Source organism: Mesorhizobium sp. P171375 (assembly GCF_057786075.1).
Genome location: NZ_JBYNWF010000001.1, coordinates 4,669,977 through 4,687,189, shown reverse-complemented (window position 1 = coordinate 4,687,189; position 17,213 = coordinate 4,669,977). Strand labels below are relative to the sequence as shown.

General features: G+C 58.9%; 26 protein-coding genes and 1 tRNA gene. 11 read left to right on the top strand and 16 right to left on the bottom strand.

The annotated features are described in order from the left end of the window. Nucleotides 1-25: 25 nt before the first annotated feature. Nucleotides 26-277, top strand: a complete 252-nt coding sequence (locus ACYHH6_RS22695) for a hypothetical protein (RefSeq protein ID WP_352586059.1) — start codon at nt 26-28, stop codon at nt 275-277. 74 nt (nt 278-351) lie between these two features. Further along, complete coding sequence (locus ACYHH6_RS22690; protein ID WP_352586060.1) at nt 352-906, top strand: hypothetical protein; 555 nt, start codon at nt 352-354, stop codon at nt 904-906. Between the two features lie 495 nt (nt 907-1,401). On the opposite strand, the gene ACYHH6_RS22685 is transcribed toward ACYHH6_RS22690, so the two are convergent. Genes ACYHH6_RS22685 through ACYHH6_RS22675 form a run of 3 tightly spaced genes read right to left on the bottom strand, consistent with a single transcriptional unit; the run spans nt 1,402 to nt 2,745 of the window. Next, nucleotides 1,402-1,659, bottom strand: coding sequence for a hypothetical protein (locus ACYHH6_RS22685; protein WP_352586061.1), 258 nt, complete (start codon nt 1,657-1,659; stop codon nt 1,402-1,404). 24 nt (nt 1,660-1,683) lie between these two features. Next, nucleotides 1,684-1,899, bottom strand: coding sequence for a DUF768 domain-containing protein (locus tag ACYHH6_RS22680; protein WP_352586062.1), 216 nt, complete (start codon nt 1,897-1,899; stop codon nt 1,684-1,686). Between the two features lie 9 nt (nt 1,900-1,908). Continuing rightward, nucleotides 1,909-2,745 carry an ATP-dependent DNA ligase gene (locus tag ACYHH6_RS22675; RefSeq protein ID WP_352586063.1) on the bottom strand — a complete coding sequence of 279 codons (837 nt, stop codon included), beginning with the start codon at nt 2,743-2,745 and terminating at the stop codon, nt 1,909-1,911. Between the two features lie 343 nt (nt 2,746-3,088). Here ACYHH6_RS22675 and ACYHH6_RS22670 point away from each other — a divergent pair, with 343 nt between their 5' ends. Next, nucleotides 3,089-4,642: an anti-phage dCTP deaminase gene (locus tag ACYHH6_RS22670; protein WP_352586064.1), complete on the top strand. Its 1,554-nt coding sequence runs from the start codon at nt 3,089-3,091 to the stop codon at nt 4,640-4,642. Next, the gene (locus ACYHH6_RS22665; RefSeq protein ID WP_352586065.1) at nt 4,626-4,796 is read left to right on the top strand and encodes a hypothetical protein; all 171 of its coding nucleotides are present in this window, start codon (nt 4,626-4,628) and stop codon (nt 4,794-4,796) included. Before ACYHH6_RS22670 ends, ACYHH6_RS22665 begins: the two co-directional genes overlap by 17 nt. 39 nt (nt 4,797-4,835) lie before the next feature. Here ACYHH6_RS22665 and ACYHH6_RS22660 read toward each other — a convergent pair whose 3' ends face one another. The 8 genes from ACYHH6_RS22660 to ACYHH6_RS22625 form a co-directional block, all read right to left on the bottom strand. After that, nucleotides 4,836-5,303 carry a DUF3102 domain-containing protein gene (locus tag ACYHH6_RS22660; protein WP_352586066.1) on the bottom strand — a complete coding sequence of 156 codons (468 nt, stop codon included), beginning with the start codon at nt 5,301-5,303 and terminating at the stop codon, nt 4,836-4,838. Between the two features lie 389 nt (nt 5,304-5,692). Next, nucleotides 5,693-6,436, bottom strand: coding sequence for a LamG-like jellyroll fold domain-containing protein (locus ACYHH6_RS22655; protein WP_352586067.1), 744 nt, complete (start codon nt 6,434-6,436; stop codon nt 5,693-5,695). Nucleotides 6,437-6,438: 2 nt separating this feature from the next. After that, entirely contained in the window at nt 6,439-6,843 is a 405-nt protein-coding gene (locus ACYHH6_RS22650; protein ID WP_352586068.1) for a hypothetical protein, read from the bottom strand. Next, nucleotides 6,840-7,142 (bottom strand): hypothetical protein, encoded by a 303-nt coding sequence (locus tag ACYHH6_RS22645; protein ID WP_352586069.1) that lies wholly within the window; start codon nt 7,140-7,142, stop codon nt 6,840-6,842. The genes ACYHH6_RS22650 and ACYHH6_RS22645 overlap by 4 nt, the downstream gene beginning before the upstream one ends. A 138-nt stretch (nt 7,143-7,280) precedes the next feature. Next, nucleotides 7,281-7,520 (bottom strand): hypothetical protein, encoded by a 240-nt coding sequence (locus ACYHH6_RS22640; RefSeq protein ID WP_352586070.1) that lies wholly within the window; start codon nt 7,518-7,520, stop codon nt 7,281-7,283. Nucleotides 7,521-7,534: 14 nt separating this feature from the next. After that, the gene (locus ACYHH6_RS22635; RefSeq protein WP_352586071.1) at nt 7,535-8,086 is read right to left on the bottom strand and encodes a hypothetical protein; all 552 of its coding nucleotides are present in this window, start codon (nt 8,084-8,086) and stop codon (nt 7,535-7,537) included. Continuing rightward, nucleotides 8,083-9,318 carry an HK97 family phage prohead protease gene (locus ACYHH6_RS22630; protein WP_352586072.1) on the bottom strand — a complete coding sequence of 412 codons (1,236 nt, stop codon included), beginning with the start codon at nt 9,316-9,318 and terminating at the stop codon, nt 8,083-8,085. The genes ACYHH6_RS22635 and ACYHH6_RS22630 overlap by 4 nt, the downstream gene beginning before the upstream one ends. Continuing rightward, a complete protein-coding gene (locus ACYHH6_RS22625) occupies nt 9,315-9,575 on the bottom strand; it encodes a hypothetical protein (protein ID WP_352586073.1) in 261 nt (86 codons plus the stop codon). Before ACYHH6_RS22625 ends, ACYHH6_RS22630 begins: the two co-directional genes overlap by 4 nt. Nucleotides 9,576-9,637: 62 nt before the next feature. On the opposite strand from ACYHH6_RS22625, the gene ACYHH6_RS22620 reads away from it, so the two are divergent. After that, complete coding sequence (locus ACYHH6_RS22620) at nt 9,638-9,817, top strand: hypothetical protein (RefSeq protein WP_352586074.1); 180 nt, start codon at nt 9,638-9,640, stop codon at nt 9,815-9,817. Nucleotides 9,818-10,024: 207 nt separating this feature from the next. Here the strand turns inward: ACYHH6_RS22620 and ACYHH6_RS22615 are convergent, their stop codons facing one another. From ACYHH6_RS22615 to ACYHH6_RS22605, 3 genes are all read right to left on the bottom strand, one after another. After that, nucleotides 10,025-10,732, bottom strand: a complete 708-nt coding sequence (locus ACYHH6_RS22615) for a hypothetical protein (protein WP_352586075.1) — start codon at nt 10,730-10,732, stop codon at nt 10,025-10,027. A 190-nt stretch (nt 10,733-10,922) separates the two neighbouring features. Continuing rightward, entirely contained in the window at nt 10,923-11,264 is a 342-nt protein-coding gene (locus ACYHH6_RS22610) for a hypothetical protein (protein WP_352586077.1), read from the bottom strand. Beyond that, a complete protein-coding gene (locus tag ACYHH6_RS22605) occupies nt 11,261-11,449 on the bottom strand; it encodes a helix-turn-helix domain-containing protein (RefSeq protein ID WP_352586078.1) in 189 nt (62 codons plus the stop codon). The genes ACYHH6_RS22610 and ACYHH6_RS22605 overlap by 4 nt, the downstream gene beginning before the upstream one ends. A gap of 110 nt (nt 11,450-11,559) precedes the next feature. Here ACYHH6_RS22605 and ACYHH6_RS22600 point away from each other — a divergent pair, with 110 nt between their 5' ends. From ACYHH6_RS22600 to ACYHH6_RS22585, 4 genes are all read left to right on the top strand, one after another. Continuing rightward, nucleotides 11,560-12,066, top strand: a complete 507-nt coding sequence (locus ACYHH6_RS22600; protein WP_352586079.1) for a hypothetical protein — start codon at nt 11,560-11,562, stop codon at nt 12,064-12,066. Next, on the top strand, nt 12,056-13,213 hold the full coding sequence (locus ACYHH6_RS22595; RefSeq protein WP_352586080.1) for a tyrosine-type recombinase/integrase: 1,158 nt from the start codon (nt 12,056-12,058) through the stop codon (nt 13,211-13,213). Before ACYHH6_RS22600 ends, ACYHH6_RS22595 begins: the two co-directional genes overlap by 11 nt. 97 nt (nt 13,214-13,310) lie before the next feature. Beyond that, nucleotides 13,311-13,400 (top strand) — tRNA-Ser (locus ACYHH6_RS22590). A 75-nt stretch (nt 13,401-13,475) separates the two neighbouring features. Beyond that, a complete protein-coding gene (locus ACYHH6_RS22585; protein WP_352586081.1) occupies nt 13,476-13,922 on the top strand; it encodes a hypothetical protein in 447 nt (148 codons plus the stop codon). A gap of 394 nt (nt 13,923-14,316) precedes the next feature. Here the strand turns inward: ACYHH6_RS22585 and ACYHH6_RS22580 are convergent, their stop codons facing one another. Together ACYHH6_RS22580 and ACYHH6_RS22575 are read right to left on the bottom strand one after the other, a co-directional pair. Beyond that, entirely contained in the window at nt 14,317-14,859 is a 543-nt protein-coding gene (locus tag ACYHH6_RS22580) for a hypothetical protein (RefSeq protein ID WP_352586082.1), read from the bottom strand. A gap of 4 nt (nt 14,860-14,863) precedes the next feature. Beyond that, the gene (locus ACYHH6_RS22575) at nt 14,864-15,517 is read right to left on the bottom strand and encodes a hypothetical protein (protein ID WP_352586083.1); all 654 of its coding nucleotides are present in this window, start codon (nt 15,515-15,517) and stop codon (nt 14,864-14,866) included. Between the two features lie 398 nt (nt 15,518-15,915). Here ACYHH6_RS22575 and ACYHH6_RS22570 point away from each other — a divergent pair, with 398 nt between their 5' ends. Beyond that, complete coding sequence (locus ACYHH6_RS22570; RefSeq protein WP_192254106.1) at nt 15,916-16,323, top strand: DUF930 domain-containing protein; 408 nt, start codon at nt 15,916-15,918, stop codon at nt 16,321-16,323. Between the two features lie 163 nt (nt 16,324-16,486). Further along, nucleotides 16,487-17,146 carry a TerC family protein gene (locus tag ACYHH6_RS22565; protein WP_352586084.1) on the top strand — a complete coding sequence of 220 codons (660 nt, stop codon included), beginning with the start codon at nt 16,487-16,489 and terminating at the stop codon, nt 17,144-17,146. Nucleotides 17,147-17,213 lie beyond the last annotated feature (67 nt).

The following is a 17,213-nucleotide window of genomic DNA, read 5'->3' as shown; positions in this document are numbered from 1 at the left end:
GCGGCGCCGGCGTGAGGCTGAGGAAATGATAGCGATATTACTGGAGAACGTTGCGAATTTAGGGACAGCCGTCCTCGGTGCACTCGCAGCCTATTTTTGGTGGAAGGTGGCCGTCGAGAATATTCCGGCCTCGAAGGGTCTCACAGCGGATATGACCAATTTCGATTGGCTTACAACGCCGCTGGCCGCGCAGGCCAGGAATAACAAATTTGGCGCTGCATTTGCAGCCCTTGGAGCAGCCCTACAGGTCGTCGTCGCCTTGCTCAAATTGACGTAGCCTTTTCGCCCGCTCCTATTCGCTGAAATCGTCAAGCGCTCCCGAAAGGGAGCCGGCTTGCGCGGGTGAAAGGCTTGCCCGATGTTGGCAACAACCGGGGTATGATCGAAATGCAATATGACAAATTGGAAGTCCTGACGCCTAGCCAGAAACGGCTGCGCAAAGCGGCCTTTTTGGTTCCTGGCACGCTGGTTGTAGGCGGCGCGATTGTCTCAAAGGTTCTGTTGGGGATTGGGATCGAGAGGGTGCCGTTCGGCGTTCTTATGGCGGCAGTAGCGCTGGTGCTGATCGGGGTGCTTGCCAGCTTCATCACGCTCTGCGTCATGGCCTACTGGCTCCGCGAACATCGCCGCTGGCTCTACGGCCTATATGAGGTCATCTTTGCCATCGGACTGGTCGTCATCGCCTCCTACAACTCGATAGGCTCGGCGCCCGGTACGCCGCCAGGCTGGTCGTTCCCTCTGCTGTCTACGTTAGCCCAATATGCTGCGGGCTTATACGTCATGGTGCGCGGGTTCGATAACATTGGCCAGGGCGTCAAGGATGATCCGGTCTGGGGCCGCCGATGGCGATGGTTCAGCCTCCATCAGATCGATCAGCCTAAGAAACAGGCTGACGATGACGAATGACCAGCCGCAACGCCTTGCGGGGGCGAAGCTTGCGCGCTCAAACTAGAGTCGGGCTGAGTGTGAGGCTAAGGAAATGATCAGGGTAGGATTGGCGGTGCTCTTAGTCTTAGGGCCGATAACTGCGGCCAGCGCCGGCGAAAAGGCAGAATGGCAACCGGTTCCGGGACTGACGTCGGCGAGCCTCGCGCAAGCTGGATGGAAACAGACCGGGGCAGCGGGCTTATCGTGGCCTGACGGTAGGCAGGCGGTCATCTCATTCTGGGAAAGCGAAGGCAACCAGCAGCGCGTCACATTTCGGTGCGCGGCGTATTTTGACAGCGCGCTCTCCCAAACGGGCGACTTATGCTCCCAAGCCGTACCCAAGATGTAGTAGCTTGGTAGTCTCACTCTACATCGCCGCCATCACCGCTCCATGCTCGCCAGCGCGATCTGGCGCTATCGGCAGCGCGACATGATCGGCATGGCCGCCTGCCTGCTGCTGGCCGGCATGGGCGCCTACCTGCTGTTCTTTGGCTTGCCGTAGCCGGCCGGGCTGGTGTCCGGCGTATAGATCAGGCCGACTTTCTTGCTGCCGCATTTGGCACAGCGCATCTTCGGAATGAGGTCATCCGCCATTGCCGGCGCATCCGGGCCGAGCTTCGCCTGCAGGGATTCAAGGTCGATAGGCTGGTTATGGAAGCACAGGCTGGCATGGCAGTACGCATGCAGCTTCATCTTCTCATCAATGAGACCTTGGATCGTCCACTTTGCCATGGCGTCGATATAGCGCCGCTGCGGTCAGTCCGCCACGCCGGCATCACGGTGCAAGATTGCGTTGAGGATTGCCTCGTAAACGCTGCCGGTGTCTTCCTCGATCTCGACGCTGCTGATTCCTAACGACTTGGCATCTTCGAATAGCTTTTGGGTCAGTTCGGCAGCTGAGATGACGTCGGCAGTGGCGGGAACGTTGGCGCCAATCCATTTGTCCAAAAAATCTGTGCCGCGTTTGCTCATGGCCCGCCTCTAGGTTCCTTCGTCGACAATGCCCTTCACCGATGCATGTCGCAGTTTCGCCTCGCCCCGTAGATGCTTCACTCTCGCCCTGACACCGGGCTTAAGCCACTCGACGCCGGTCATCGACTTGGGAACACCCACCGGCGCCTCTCGCGCGGCCTGTACCCTTTTCCAAAGCCGTTCGCGGACATCGTTCGGCAACGTGATGAACGCCGACCCAGCATACTTGCCGCCTTGCCCCATCAAGGCCATGGCGGGCTTGCCCGGCTCACGCTTGACGCCAAGCAGGTCGAGTTCGCTGAATTCGTAGCATTTGATCTTCAGCCAGGCGTCGGACTCGCCGCTCCTGTAGGGCGCGCCGCGGCGCTTCGACACCATGCCTTCGAGGCCCAGCTTCTCAACGCCTTGGAAGAATGCAGCGCCGCCGCCGTCAACATGCTCGCTGAATTGGATGATCCCGTCTGCCGGCTTGACCAGATCCCAAAGCATCGCCCGCCGCTCAACGATCGGCAGCGCCCTAAGGTCTTTACCGTCGAGGTGCAGGAGGTCAAAGGCTACGAATGCCAACCGTTCGGCATTCCAGGCCATTGCCGACCGCAGCGCACGGAAATCCGGGGCGCCGTTTGGTGTCGGTGCAATGACCTCGCCATCAATGATAGCCGACCGTGCACCAAGCGCTTCAGCGGCCGTCACGATCGGCCAATAGCGCGACGTCCAGTCAATCCCGGTCTTCGTGTAGGCCCGCGCGCCGTCCCAGTCGATGATGACCTGCGTCCGATACCCGTCGTACTTGATTTCGTGGATCCAATCATCGCTTTCGGGCGGCGTCTCGACCAGGCGCGGCAATTGCGGCGGGACGAATTTCAGCCTCCCAAGGCTGGGACTTCTACGCATGCACACACACTCCAGCGACGGGATTCAATTAGCATGCGCTTAAATAGTTCCGGAACATTTTAGACGAATTGGACGATAGATCGCTAAGCCGCCCCGCCAGCGCGCGTTCTTGCCGGCCGCTCTCCCTATACCGCCTACGCTTGCTGCGTGTCCTGGCGCCCACCTGTGGCTCTCGTCATGATGGTCCCGGCAACGCGGCAGTGTCGGCTGTGAAGGTACTCTCGTTACTATGGCGCCAAAGAAGGTTGACGATCTTCTGACTTTGGCTGATCTTCGCTGAGGGGGAGATTACTAGATGGCGATTCCGGCAGTAAGAGATGTTCGGACTAGGCGTGAAGCGCCAAAGCCCGACAACGATCCAATTGCGGGTGAAGTGCCCCTCACCAATGAGGAGCGACGTACCGATGAGCTTGTTATCGCATTAGTCGGGCCGGTTGGCTCAGGAGTCACGACGACTGCCATCGCTCTCGCCGAAATTCTCGAAGGGGAGTTCGGCTACACTGTCGAGACCATAAAGGTCAGCGAAATAATCAACGACAAAGCCGGCTTGGTGCATCAGGAGCGGGTAGACGCAGCCGACGACCACCGTATCTCAAAATTGCAGACAGCGGGTAGCGCGTTGCGCGGCCGCTTCGGCGAGGACGTTCTCGCAAACTTCTGCATCGAAAAGATCCATGCAAGCCGCGAGGAAGGCGAGGTCGACAAGGTTCGTCGTTATTGCACCATCATAGACTCGCTGAAGAACCCGAGAGAGGTGGAACGGCTGCGCACCGTTTATGGCGACCTATTTTGGCTATTGGGCGTGTTTGCACCGGAAGATGTACGAGTATCCAGGCTGAAGGCGGCTGGCCCGAATAACGCCTACATCCAACAGATCAGCGATCAAGACTACGACGAAGGGACTGATCACGGGCAATCCGTCAAAGACACAATGAGTGTCGCCGACACCTTTATTAGAAACGACGCTTCGAACACCGTTCAACTCAACTCGGTGCTTCAGTCCTTTCTGGATCGCATCTTTGAGGTGGGCGTCAGCACGCCCAAGACCGACGAGACTGCAATGTTCGCAGCGTCGAGTGTCGCTATGGAATCAGCCTGTTTGTCACGCCAGGTAGGCGCCGTCATTCAGACCGCGCGCGGAGAGCTGATAGGCCGGGGCGCGAATGATGTCCCCATGTTCGACGGCGGCCTTTATTCGTCCAATCTGCCTCTGGCTGACGACCATCGCTGCTATAATTGGAAAGGAAAGATCTGCCACAACGATGCGGAAAAGAACGCGATCTTTGCACAGATCGCGAAGTTCGCTCGGGAAAGCTTCAAGGAAAGCAGCCAAGCGGAAGTGGACGACTTCCTGAAAAAAGTCAGAAAATCGCGGGTCAAGGGACTAATCGAGTTTTCTCGAGCTGTGCATGCTGAGATGGCGGCTATCGTGTCAGCAGCGCGAGACGGGCTCGGTCCCGTTCGAGGCGCTACGCTCTTCACCACGACATTTCCGTGCCATAACTGTGCGCGTCACATTGTTGCCGCCGGCATTAAGAAGGTCATCTATATCGAGCCTTATCCCAAAAGCTTGGCCCTCACTCTTCATAACGATGCCATATCGACGAACGAGAATGACGAAGGCAGGAAGGTCGTGTTCTTGCAATACCAGGGTGCTGCGCCGCGTAGCTTTTCGAGGATTTTTAAGCCGAATCCGATTAGGAAACATGAAGGCAATTTCGTCGTACAATCCCGGAAGACGGCAATGCCGTTTTCTGCTCCGCCGGTTGACTCTTTGGTCACCCGGGAGGAGTTCGAACTTGCGCGATTGCTAAAGGAGATGGAGATAGCTGATGGCCAAGAAGCCTAGCGGCACACAGATCGAAATGCTCCTCCCTATTGCGGGTAAGCGCATGATCGCCGCTATTGCGCAGGCAAAGAAGGAGCCGAGGGCAATAACCTATCAAAAAGTCGTCGAGTCCCTCCGGAAAAAGGGGTTGACCAAAGCCGTCGGCAGCAAGTAGCTAATCGAGCCCACCGCCAGCCCGCGCGCTAGTTGCCGCCTATGCCGCCCTCGCCTCGATCGCCTTCTGGTCGGCTTCTGTTGCCAGCGCCATGCATTGCGAAGCCATGTGCCGGGAAAGCCCTTGCTGCCTGCCCAGCCATGGCCCGAAGTGACCGTGCGGCAATGACGCCTTGTGGTGCAGCAGCCAGCGGCCGATTGCGAGCTTCTGCTCGACGGACAGATGGCCGGGGGGGATGACGCGCGTCTCGGCCGGCTCGGGATCTGCCAGCGGCACGACATTGCTCGGCGACATCAACGCCAGGTAGGCCTTGTGGACCTCATGCTGTTTGTCGGCCGGAAGCTTGTTGAACTGGCGCACTGTCATCCCGCAGCCGATCGCCAGCACCGCGGTATGTCTCTGATCGCCACGAAGGCGCCGCAGCCGCTGGCTCTGCCATTGATTTGGCAGCCGATAGGTGCCAACGCCCTCGATCTCGATTTCGGTGAAGGGAGTTCGAGCAAGCATCCCGCGCCTCGATGTCCTGAATTCGCGGATAATTGCATGATTTCCGATATTCGCGCAACGATCGCGCACGGTTCACTTAAGGCAGGACGACACCTGTCGTAACCTGGTGGACGATCAAGATCAAAACCGTCAACATCCCGGCGCCGAAGATGCCAAGGAAGGTCGCCAGAAACACCCTCTCGACGTTTTCGGACCGGTTGTGTTTTTCAATGCTTCCAAACAATGGCTCTGAGACAGCTTGGTGGTCCATTGCGTTATGACGACCGCAACGCGGACACTTAGGAGTGGCCGAGCCTACTACCTGCGTGCATTGCGCACAGTTGATCAACACGGCTCTTTGCCCCCCGGCAAAAACGAGCGCGGGCTTTTTCCCGGCATTGCGGGCATTTTTAGCACAGGCGCGTATATTTCATATTGGTTTGGCTCAGGCTGGTTAACCGGGCTCGCGTTTCGTGGGCTCGCCATGGGCCTTGGCGTCGGCATCGGGATGGCAATCGCCGGCTAGACCACTGCAACTCGGTCGTCCCAGTTATCGTAGGTGTCACGCCTCCAGCGCGGCTGTTTGCCGACCGCACGAGCGGCGCGTGGAAACCTAGAGAGGTCGGGGCGATCTTGCTGGGCGAAAAGGCCTTAGCAAGCGCAGCGATCTCGGCCGCGTCCAATTTCCTGTTGAACCATAGCCCGAGTTCGGCCAGGTCGCCGACATAGCTGGGCCAGAATGTTGGAGCACTCCCGAGGAACAGTTCACCCGTGAAGTTAATCGGCCATGCCGCCGACGAATTGGCGGTCGCCTCCTGCCTGCCGTCGATGAACAGCGTGTTTGACCCGCCATTTTGAGTATCGAAATTGAGCGCGACGTGATGCCAATTGCCGTCATTGACCGTGGTCGTACTCGAAACAAGCATTCTAGGCGTCGAGCTATCGTACCCTTGAGCCAGTATTTTGCCGGCCGTGTTGTTGAGAACGAAACCGGAGCCGTGCCGGCTTGTGGCGCGCGCCCACAGCGCTGCGGGAAGCGCGTTTGCCGTTGCCTGGGTCGTCTTCATCCAAAATGCGAAACAGCCCGTCACCCAGGAGGACCCTCCGTTCCCGTAGTCGATGAGGTCCGTGCCGCCCGCGAAATTGATCGCCATTGCTATTGCTCCTCGTCGACTAGCGGCACGGGGCGAGGCACCGGGCCCGGTTCATGCGGCCCGCGACCGGGCTCGAGCAGCGAGCCGTAATGCGTCGGCGATCGCCAGTACTGGCTGTCCAAGCTGCCGACGCAGGCAGTGATGTAGGCCATGTCGAATAGCGGTCTCGACCTCCTGTCCTCGGCGGCAAGCTGATGCCGTGCCCTCAGTTTTGCCGCGGCAAGCAACCGCGCTTCCGGGCTCCATGTCGGATCCGCGCAAATCTCGACCAGCAAGGTGATGTCATGAAGGTCGAGCACGGTGTCGAGTTCGCGCCTCACGAGTACAAGCCTCGCCTCATCCTGATGGTCGTGCAGGCCGATGCCGCGGTACTCCCCCACTGTCGGAATACGGCCCTGACCTCTCATCGCCGCCCGCCCTTCAGCAACGTCAGAGCCCGTTCGCTGATGCGATCATGCTCTGCCCCCTCGCTGTTATCTTTCTTCCGTCCGCCCTGCGCCAAAAGCACCCTGGCAGCCGCCAACCGTGCCGACGCCGGCGCTGACCGGTCGGCCGCAATCTGCTTCAGAACGGTCAATGGGTCGACAGCATCGATGTCGACGCCCCGAAGCGCCTTTGCCGTTGCCGTGGCCCGGGTTGGGCGGCCTCTTTTGGCCATGAAATTCCACCCTTTCTGAATTTCTAGAGATTCACCCGGCGCGCGCACCTGGAGTCTCCGTGACCCCGAGGCGGTCCCAGAGGTAAACCGCAACTCAGAAGTGCGACCCCCGCCCCGGGGTTGTATTGAGGTTGCAAGGTGGCCGTCGGCATTGTCGATGCGTGCGGGGTGGAAGGCATCGGCATCTCACTGAACGAGATGTGTTGGTGCGGTCGGCGCAAGGATGAAGCGCCGGATATGGCGATAGGATTTCACCCGCCACGGCTCGAGTTGCTCGATGCGGTAGGTCTTGAGGGCCGCATTGATCTCATCGATCGTCCTGCCTTTGGCGAGGAGTTCGGCCGCATATTGATTTGCTGCCTCGAAGCCGGCGGCAAGAAGCCGCTCGTTGGCTTCGGCGAGCATCCGCTCTTGTTCGGGTGTCATCGGATCATCCTCCGTCATCTCACACGCGCCATCGCTTCTCGAAGCGGTCGCATGAAATTCCTCATCAACGGACTGACCGTGAAGATTTGCGGCGTCTTGAGGTGGCCGCTTCGATGGTAGGAATCGCCGACGCTTGCCCCCAGTGCGAACAGCGTGTCGAGTTCGGCAACCTTGCGCTTCAGGACCTCAGCGAACTCTTCCACGGCATCGGCCATCTCAGTTTGCACGGCCGTCCTGCGATCCGCGCGCAAGCGGCTCAAAGCCTCCTGCGCTTTAGCTTCGAGACGGGAAAAACGTTCCACTTCGACACCCAACGCCCTCACTTCCGCTGCCGAAACCTTGCTTGGCCGGCCGATATCTTTGGCGTATGCGACCTCCTGCTCGGCCGCCTTCAGTCGGGCGGATGCGCTCGCCAGGTCGGCGGCTGCCTTCTGCTGGCTCACCTCTGCTTCAAGCAGTCCCGCGGTCGGCTCCGGAATCTGCAATGCTTGCCGGAAATGAGCGACGTCGGGGAACTCGGTTTTCGTGAGCATCGTCCTCAGCCCTTTCAGCGTTTTTGCGATCATCCGAACTCGCCCTTCTTGACGCAAAGTTGCCAGTCGTCCGAGGACGATCCGTCTGGAACGATGCCCTCTTCAACGCTTCGGAGGGCACACCAAAGCGAGCCGCCATGGATGACCAGGCTGCCCTTTCTGTAAGGCAAGCTCCTCTGGAAGACGCCACGGAAGACCGTCGCGTTCTGCTCGAGATCGGTCATCCGCTTGTCGAGCAGCCTCGCTATCGCTCGCAATTGGACGACGCAGGACATCGAAGCGGCATCGGTGACCGCCTGCTCTTGGTGTGTCACCAAAGCCGTCGGCGCGAGGCCGATCTCGCTCATCATCTTGGCAACGACGTCGGCATAGTGGTCGAACAGATCAGAGTGACTATCGAGCACTTGGTCGACGTTGAGGCCCGACAGGCGCGGCTCTGGAAGATTGCGAATCTCCCACGCCGGGGCCGCGTGGTGCTGCTGCGGCTTTGCGGTCGCCGCGGTCTTTGTCTGTTCGGCTGTGGCTTCGTTGGCCAAATCAATCAGACCGGCCTTGACCTCAACTTCACGCTCTACGAGTTGCCGGCGCTCCGTGGCAAGCTTGCTTTTGGCAGCGTTCGCCGAGTTGACGAAATCCAAGTCCTTGAAGCGGTAGTATTCGTCGGATTTGATCCCCTTCAGAGCCAGGTCGATCTCGCGCACGCGGGCGCGGATGCGCTGAATTTCGATATCCGTCGAGACGACGATCGGTGAAAACGTCGCCGGGGGTCCAGCTGGCAAGCCCTTGATGCTCTCGATCAGCGCATGTGGGTTGGATGGGATCGAGACCATGCTCAACTCCAGCCAAGACCATGTCTTGAACCTGATTCCTCCGCCGGGAATATGTTCGGCCTCTATGCCGCGAAAGCCGATAGAGACGGTCTTTCGTAGGCCGCTTTTGATCAGATCCCAGGCATAATTCACGAGATCCTGCGCCGCGCCGGGCTGCTCGATCTTGGTGATCCGAGCTTTGAAACGAATTCCTTTTGCGGTTGCGTTGGCCTCGAACACCTCACCGACGGCCTGATCGGTCCGATGGTCTAGCAACAGCGGTATCGGCAGCTGCCAGGTTGCACCCAACGGCTCGACGATATCGCCCTGCCGATCGGTCACCGGGGTGCTTGCCGTGCCCTCGATGATGCGCTGTTCCGTGTCGAGGAACTTGACGCGAACGAACTTCGCCGTCGCCGCCGTGGTCCAAGTCAAAGCCTGTTCGTCAGTCGTCATGCTTCCTTGGTAGCACCGAGCAGGAGGGCTCGGCGTTGCGCCGCAACAGTTTCGTATGCGGTAGGTGAGGAAGCTTCGGCGATGTAGCTTTCGAGCGCCGCCCCGATGGCCTTGCGGTCATCAGCATCTTTCGAAGCGAGGAAGCCGGCAGCGACGAGGAGAGCCGGCACCCTGACATCGTCGATGTCGATCGACACCGGGATGACGCCTTTATGCCGCCGCTGGCGCGTTTTCCGCATCCGCTCGGCCGCGCTCATGACCGGCACCGCCCCGCCGGGGTTGCGTCGGAACCAACGAGCAGCGCAGATGTTTCCCTCTCATGCTGGTTGGAGATTTCGACACCGCGCCGCTCAGGCACACCAAGTTGTTTCGCGATGCCAAGATCGCGATGCTGACGCACCGAGTGCTGTTCCACATGGATATGACCGCGGCTGCGGCGGACAAGGTCGAGGAAGCGCTGGCGGATTTGCTCCATGCGGCTACGGACAAGCGACACTAGGCACGACGGGCTGTGATGGAGCACCTCAAATCGATACTCACTCCTTCCAACCTGGCTTGTGCGAAAGTCGGTCGACGACGTGGACGTGCGCCAGGTTGAGCAGCCGCCACTTCGCGACCTGATCGGCGCGGCGCCTCCGGTGCGCTACCGCGGGCCCGTAAGGTCGGAATCCAACGATAGGCTCACCGACCCTCAGATGTAGCGACGTCATGCTGCCCGGTCCTTCAACTTTAGAACCTGGGACCTCAGCAGTTTTCCGCGCATTGCCAGATGGGCTGCGCCTTCGATCTTTTCGGCAGGAACGCCTTCGCGCTCGAGCCATGCCCTAGCGTCGTCGACAGAGGCCGGGGGGTCGAGCGGAAGCTCATCGGTGAAGGTCTCTCGCGCGGGCGCAGGCACTAGTCCTTCCCCGTCAGAGCCTCTTTGAAAGTCCTGTTCCTGTTCCTGCTCCTGCTCCTGTATAGGCAAAGTCTTCGACACACCTTTGCGGAAGCCTTCCGGTAAGGCTTTGCCGAAGCCTTTCGACATGCCTTCCGCAAAGGCTTTACCTATTTGAATTACCTCGTTTTTCAGGTCGCACTCGGGGAGCATATCGAGGCTGGACTCCCATGCACGAACGACGTTCGGCGAGACCGGCGGGTTGTACTTGATGAAGTTGGGCAAGGCGATCAGGTGAACTCTTTCGTCATGCTTTGCCATACCCTTCCCGCATATCTTCGCGAATGCTTCCCGGAAGTCTTCCACCTTCCATCCGAGTTCCTCCGCAAGACCAGATGGAGTTGCCCGCATGGCCCCCAACGGTGTCATGCCTGGATGGGTCAGCAACATGAAAAACGCCAGCTTGCCCTTATCGTCTAGAGACTGGAATTTCGCGTCGTTCCAGATCCGCACGTCGATCTTGCGATATCGGCTCATCCGGCCCTCGCTTTGATCAGATGGCTTTGCCGGATCGCCTCACAAGTTTCGACCGGGGTTAGATTGAACATTTCCCGCATGGCAGGCACGAGCGGCGCCGGTCGCTGGCGTGGTGGCGTGGTGGCGAGCCACTGGGCAGCTTGGTCGATCGCGGCCGAATGCGAATGTTCTGGAGGGGTCAAAGCAGCGCTCATAACGATTCCCCCAATTCTTTGAGAACGTCGATGCCGAGTGGATCGCCACAGATGGCCTTGTGACGAGCGGCCTCGATCAATGGAGTATCAGCCGGCATTCCCTCAAACAGAGGCAGGTAGCGTGTGGAAATCAGATCGGTCTCGGCCTGGTAGTCCTTGGCGCGATCCTCCATGATCCCGGCCGCATCTTCCATCGCCCTGCCGAGGTCGTCGCCATTTGCGTGCGGCGCGATCTTGGCCAGGTACCGCATAAGTGGTTCTACACCCTTGCCTCTCAGAGGCTGCGGAGTGTTGAGGATGCCGTCGACCAGCATCCTATGTTGCTGGCCCTTGTTCATGCCGCGGCCTCCCCGCTCAACATCTTTTCAAGCGCAGCCTTTGGGACGAGCAGCCGCTTGCCGATCTTGATGCTCGGGATCTCGCCGCGGTGCGCCGCTTCATAGGCTTGGTTGCGGCCGATCCCCAGCCGACGGGCGGCCTCAATGATGGTGATGGTGCCGCGTGTCTGTTGTTCCTCGTTCATGCGCAGGGCCTCCTTTTCTGTGCCCGTGCAGAAAATATTAACCTTGCGACTCCTTTACAAGCCTTTTCTGTACCCATATAGAAAATAGGTACAGTAAAGGACGAGCGAGTATGACAACCGAGAAAAAGCGTGGACGTCCCACAAAAGCGCCGACGCCAGGCGAGCGGGTTTCGCTCGGTCTCCGCGTAACTGCCGACATGAAAGAGCGCCTTGATCGTGCTGCCGCCGAAAATGGCCGGTCTCAGAGTCAAGAAGCCGAATATCGCCTTGAGCGGTCATTCAGCGATGAGCGCCTATTCACAAGCCCCGAAATGCGTTTCTGGGCGATCATGAAAGCCGGCCGGTTTGCTCAGGAAGGCCAATTTTGTGCCGCGCAAAAAGGACACGCCGAATGGTCCGACAAGGAATGGATGGCCGATCCAGACTGTCGGCTGAAAGGAACCTTCGATGTTGTCGACAGTCTCATCAAAGACGTGGCCAGCATGCCGGGATCCAGCATTGATGACATGGCCCAATACATAGAATCGCTGAAAGCCCGGTTCATCAACCACCTGGCCAGCGCCGGGAGGATCGAGATCAAGGCCAAGTTCGGGGAGGACGACGACAATGCGCGGTAACATCACGCGGCGTGGGAAAGCCTCGTGGCGCCTGAAGTTCGATCTCGGAACTGATCCGGTCACCGGGAAGCGGCTGACGCAGTTCGCGACCGTTCGTGGCACGAAGAAAGAGGCCGAGGCGGAGCTTTCCAAGCGCCTCACTCAGATTGATGAAGGCACGTTCGTAGAGCGGTCAATGTCCACGGTTGCCGAATATGCGCGGCACTGGTTGAAGGCGATCGCCCCGTCCAAGACGTCAGCGAAGACGCTGGAGCGCTATGGCGAGATTGTCGAGCAGCACATTATCCCGCAGATCGGCGCCGTTGGTCTGCAGAAACTCGACGGCACGCGGATTGATCAGTTCTATGAGCATCTGCGCACTGCCGGCCGGCGCGATGGCAAGGGTGGCTTGGCCCCGCAAACCATCCAGCATGTTCATCGGCTGCTTTCCCAGATCCTTTCATCGGCAGTGAAGGCGAGGAAGCTGCGCCAATCGCCCATGGAAGCCGTCCAGACAACGCCCAAGGTGCGCCGCGAGGAAATCCAGGTGCTGGACGATGCCGAGTTGAAGGCCCTCCTGGCCCACCTCAAAGGCCGATCGATCTACATGCCGGTTCTGATGGCTGCGTCAACCGGAATGCGCCGTGGCGAAGTGCTGGCGTTGCGGTGGAAGGATATCGATCTCGATCGCGCCACGCTGCAGGTTGTTCAAGTGGTCGAGGAGACCAAGGCCGGCCTTGCCATCAAGGAGCCAAAGACCGACCGCAGTCGCCGCACAATCGCCCTGCCCGCGCGACTGGTGGTCGAGCTCCGTCGCCATCGCAAGGAACTGGCAGAACATCGCTTGAAGCTTGGCATGGGCAAGGATGAGAAGGATCTGGCTTTCCCGACATGGGACGGCCGCATTCGGACCCCTCGCCCATTCTCGAAAGAGTTCGCTCGAGAAGCGGAAACCGCAGGCGTTCCACAGGTGACGTTCCATGGCCTTCGGCATACCCACATCACGCACCTGTTGCGCAGCGGTGTTCCTGTGCATGTCGTCTCAGCACGCGCTGGCCATGCGAACCCGTCGGTCACGCTGAACATTTATGCGCACTTGCTGCCAGGACAGCAGGAAGGCGCCGCCGCGGTGGTTGACGCGGCCCTCAATGCCGCTTTACAGGAATGAAGCGCGAACCGGTCGGGAACGCCTTCGGTGCCAATCCGGTGCCAGCCGCTCAAAATCGACCGACAGCGATGATCCTAAGTGATTGAAAAATCACGACGGAGGGATGGCCGAGCGGTTTAAGGCACCGGTCTTGAAAACCGGCGTGGGTGCAAGCCCACCGTGGGTTCGAATCCCACTCCCTCCGCCAACCACCTTGCCGGCGAGAGCTTCGAGCGGCGCCTATCGAGAAAGTTCACGCTGACAACTTCCAAGGAGGCAAACCATGTGGATGCCACTCCGGATCAAAGAGGCAGTGGAAATCGCCCGAAGCCGGCGCGCTATCAGGCGCATCGACCGCGCTTACGATGTCGAATTGGCAAAGGCCAAAACGGCCAACGACCGCGAGAATGCTGAAAACGGTCGTCACTGGGAAACGTCGTTACACGTTGACGCGATCGAGGCGATCAAGACGCGGAGGCTCCTGCGCAAAGCGAATAGCCTTGACGTTCCTTATGAATACCCGAGCGAGACCAGCTCCATTTGGGAACGGTCGCGCCAGCTGCACACCTGGCACCTGACGACGATCGGTTATTCCGAAGTTCGAAAAGCGATCCGGCTGGAGCGCAGAGACCGGCGTGAATCCGCCATTACGTGGGCTGGCGTGATCATCGGGATCATCGGCTCGCTTACCGGACTGCTGTCTGTCTGGCTGTCTGTGCGAGGGCCGTAACGCGATGCTGTTTTGTCTTGGTTCTCGCAGCTCCATCCGGAAGATTACGTCTTCAACGTCGCACCGTTGCGCGCTGTTTTCGGTTTCAATTGCCAGGTTGGCTGGACGCGGTCGGAATGTGGAAAGGCGTCCGATCGGCTTGTTTAAACGCCCGCAGGGTACGCACGTTGGAAGGCGCAGAAATAGCCGATGACCGGAACCTTGCTCGACCGACAGGCCCACTGGAACAATGCCTACACAACCAAGGGTGAATCAGGTGTCAGGCGCCAATGCGGCTATGAAACCACGACGTAAAAGCTGCGACATCACATGATGTTCGCCGGCCGCGCCTAGTAGGCTCGATGCTGAAACCATCCGTCAAATCCGGGCGATGGCAATTAGGGCTGGCAAGCAGCTATTTCGTATCATCTAGCTGGATCGCTTGGGTTGATGGAATTAGGCTGACCTTTGCAAGCCCGTCCTTATCGAAACCCACAAAACCAAGCGTCGGTCCACAATCCTTCAACTCCATTGCACTATCGACTGTCGCGGCCAGTTTCTTAGGATCGGGCGTGGCAGACGCCAACACCATCTCTCCAGGCTTTTGAAAAAAGGTCGTCCCAATCGGACCGTCATCCTTAACTGCTTGCGCATATAGCGCGACATCCCAGCCTTTTTGTACAGTGTCGCAGCTAGCAATGAGGGGATTTTCATCGGACGATGGGCTATTGGCACATTTGTTGTTTGTAGAGATTAGCTTACTCTTATCGAGCTCGAACGAGTCGCCCGTGCAGGGTTTGAACGTCACCAGATTCCCAGTTCTGGCTACGACCATCCCGATCACTCCGCTTTCGCCTTTGATCTCGTAAGGTCCGGCGCTCTTAACAAGCAACAGCATTTTGAGGACATCGCTTTGGTCCTGCGATTGTGCAGGCGTGGCTACAATTGCGGCAAACATGAAACTAATTAGTGCAGACCGTCTTGATAACATCGATATCTTCCCTAATCTTATCAGCTGTATAGACAATGCGACCATCTTTGCTCACCGCAAACAAGGTGCCCCGATTGCATGGATCAACCTCGCTTCGACACATCAAAAACATCTGGTCAGGTAGGCCAATAATCTGCCGCAATCGCCTCCCCTTCCGACAGACTTCGTAGAGAACGCTCGCGTCGTCCTCCGGCTTCGACGCGACTAGCGTCATCGCACTCTGTGATTTCTTTCCTCTCCACACACCGTGAGCCATCTCCTGCCCTGCCGTACTCGCCGCATTCTTAATGACGAATAGCAAGAACACCAACAGTATCAATGTTAAAACCACAAACAAGGATGCCCACGTCTGCCCGGTTTTTGATTTGTCGTCTGAATGCAACTCAATAAGGAAAGCCGCGAAACCTGAGGCGACCACCGCTACGATCATCCACAAAACTTTGGAAGATTGTAGCGGAACGAATGCATAAACCAGAACTGTTGTAAAACTGATGTCAATCTGGGTCGCATCGATGCCGAATTCGCCTAGGTATGATGTCAGATAAGCCCAGCCACTGAAATAAACCAGCGCAACCGGAAAGGCTGCAACAACAGCATCAACCAATGCTGCACGGATTGCTGTCACGTACGCCCCTCCCGACCCATCCTGTCAAATATACGGGATAGAGCGGATCAATAATAGCGGTGTTTAGGGCTGTGGCCGGAATCGCTCTCGGCAAATGTCGTTCAGAATGGCGAACTCGATTGGATGCGCCGCGCGTGCTGCGCTGGCGAAGTGAGTGATGTCGCCAAATGTTACCTGGGCTGGCGTGATCATCGGGATCATCGGCTCGCTCACCGGACTGCTGTCTGTCTGGCTGTCTGCGCGAGGGCCGTAACGCGATGCCGTTTTGTCTTGGTTCTCGCAGCTCCAGCCGGAAGATTACGCCTTCAACGTCGCACCGTTGCGCCGTTTCTGGTTTCAATTGCCAGTCCGGCTGGACGTGGCCGGGTCGGCACTCCGGTTGATTTTTGAACCGAAATATGCTGGTTCTCCCGCCCATGAAAAAACTATTCCTTGCGGCCCTGGCGTCCCTGACGCTGGCCTGGCCTGCCCATGCGATGGACGCCGCTTTGCGCGCCGGCCTGCTGAAACTCGATCCGCAGACCCGGCTGGAACAGCGATGCGACGCAGAGGTTCTCGACCGCATCAGCCATGACGACCACAAGTACAAGGCCGACCGCGTCGTCGCCTACGCCTTTGCGACGCCGGAAATGAAAGCCGATGCCATCCGCAGCCCGGGCGCTGCCTTCCGCAGCAAGGGGCAATGGTACCGGTTGAAGTTCAAATGCGAGACGGCGCCGGACCATATGGAGGTCCTGCAGTTCCGTTACCGCATCGGTGACGAGATCCCGGAAGCCGACTGGGCGAAATACAATCTCTACGACTGAATTTTCCAAAACCAGAATTCTCTCTGGCAGAACGAGCTTTCGCTATCCCTGTGGTTTTTTGGCCTTGCCCGTAGCGTTCTCTTGACGCGTGGGAAGCATACACGTTAGGGCGTCGCCATATCCGACGACGAACACGCGGCGAACAAAAAGGGGCCTCCGGTCGATGGACATTTTCAGCGCCGCAAGCATGACAGCCCTCCTCCAGGTCATCGCCATCGATCTGGTGCTTGCCGGTGACAACGCCATCGTCATCGGTTTGGCTGCAGCCGGCCTGCCGGTCGAGCAGCGCAAGAAGGCCATCCTCATCGGCGTCCTGGCGGCAACAGTGCTGCGCATCCTGTTTGCCGCCGTCACCGTCAAGCTGTTGGCAATCGTCGGCCTGCTGCTGGCCGGCGGCATCCTTTTGTTATGGGTGTGCTGGAAGATGTGGCGCGAGCTGCGGACGTCCCATGCCGACGAGCAGGAGGCGACCGAGGCGCTGGCCAATGCCGATCTCGACGGCGACAAGACGGTTGCGACCGGCAAGGCGCGCAAGACGCTCGGCCAGGCAGCGCTGCAGATCGTCGTCGCCGATGTCTCGATGTCGCTCGACAATGTGCTGGCGGTCGCCGGTGCGGCGCGCGATCATTTCCCGGTTCTGGTCATCGGCCTCGTGCTGTCGATTGCGCTGATGGGCCTTGCCGCGAGCTTCATTGCCAGGCTGCTGCATCGGTACCGCTGGATCGCCTATATCGGCCTGCTGATCATCCTCTATGTCGCGCTCGACATGGTCTATCGCGGCGTGGTCGAGGTCTGGCCGCATGTCAGTCCTGCGGTGAGCTGACGCTGCCGGTCGTATAGCTTCTGTTACTGCCGAGTTGTCAGCTGGAGGTCGCGTTCGCCGCAGTCGC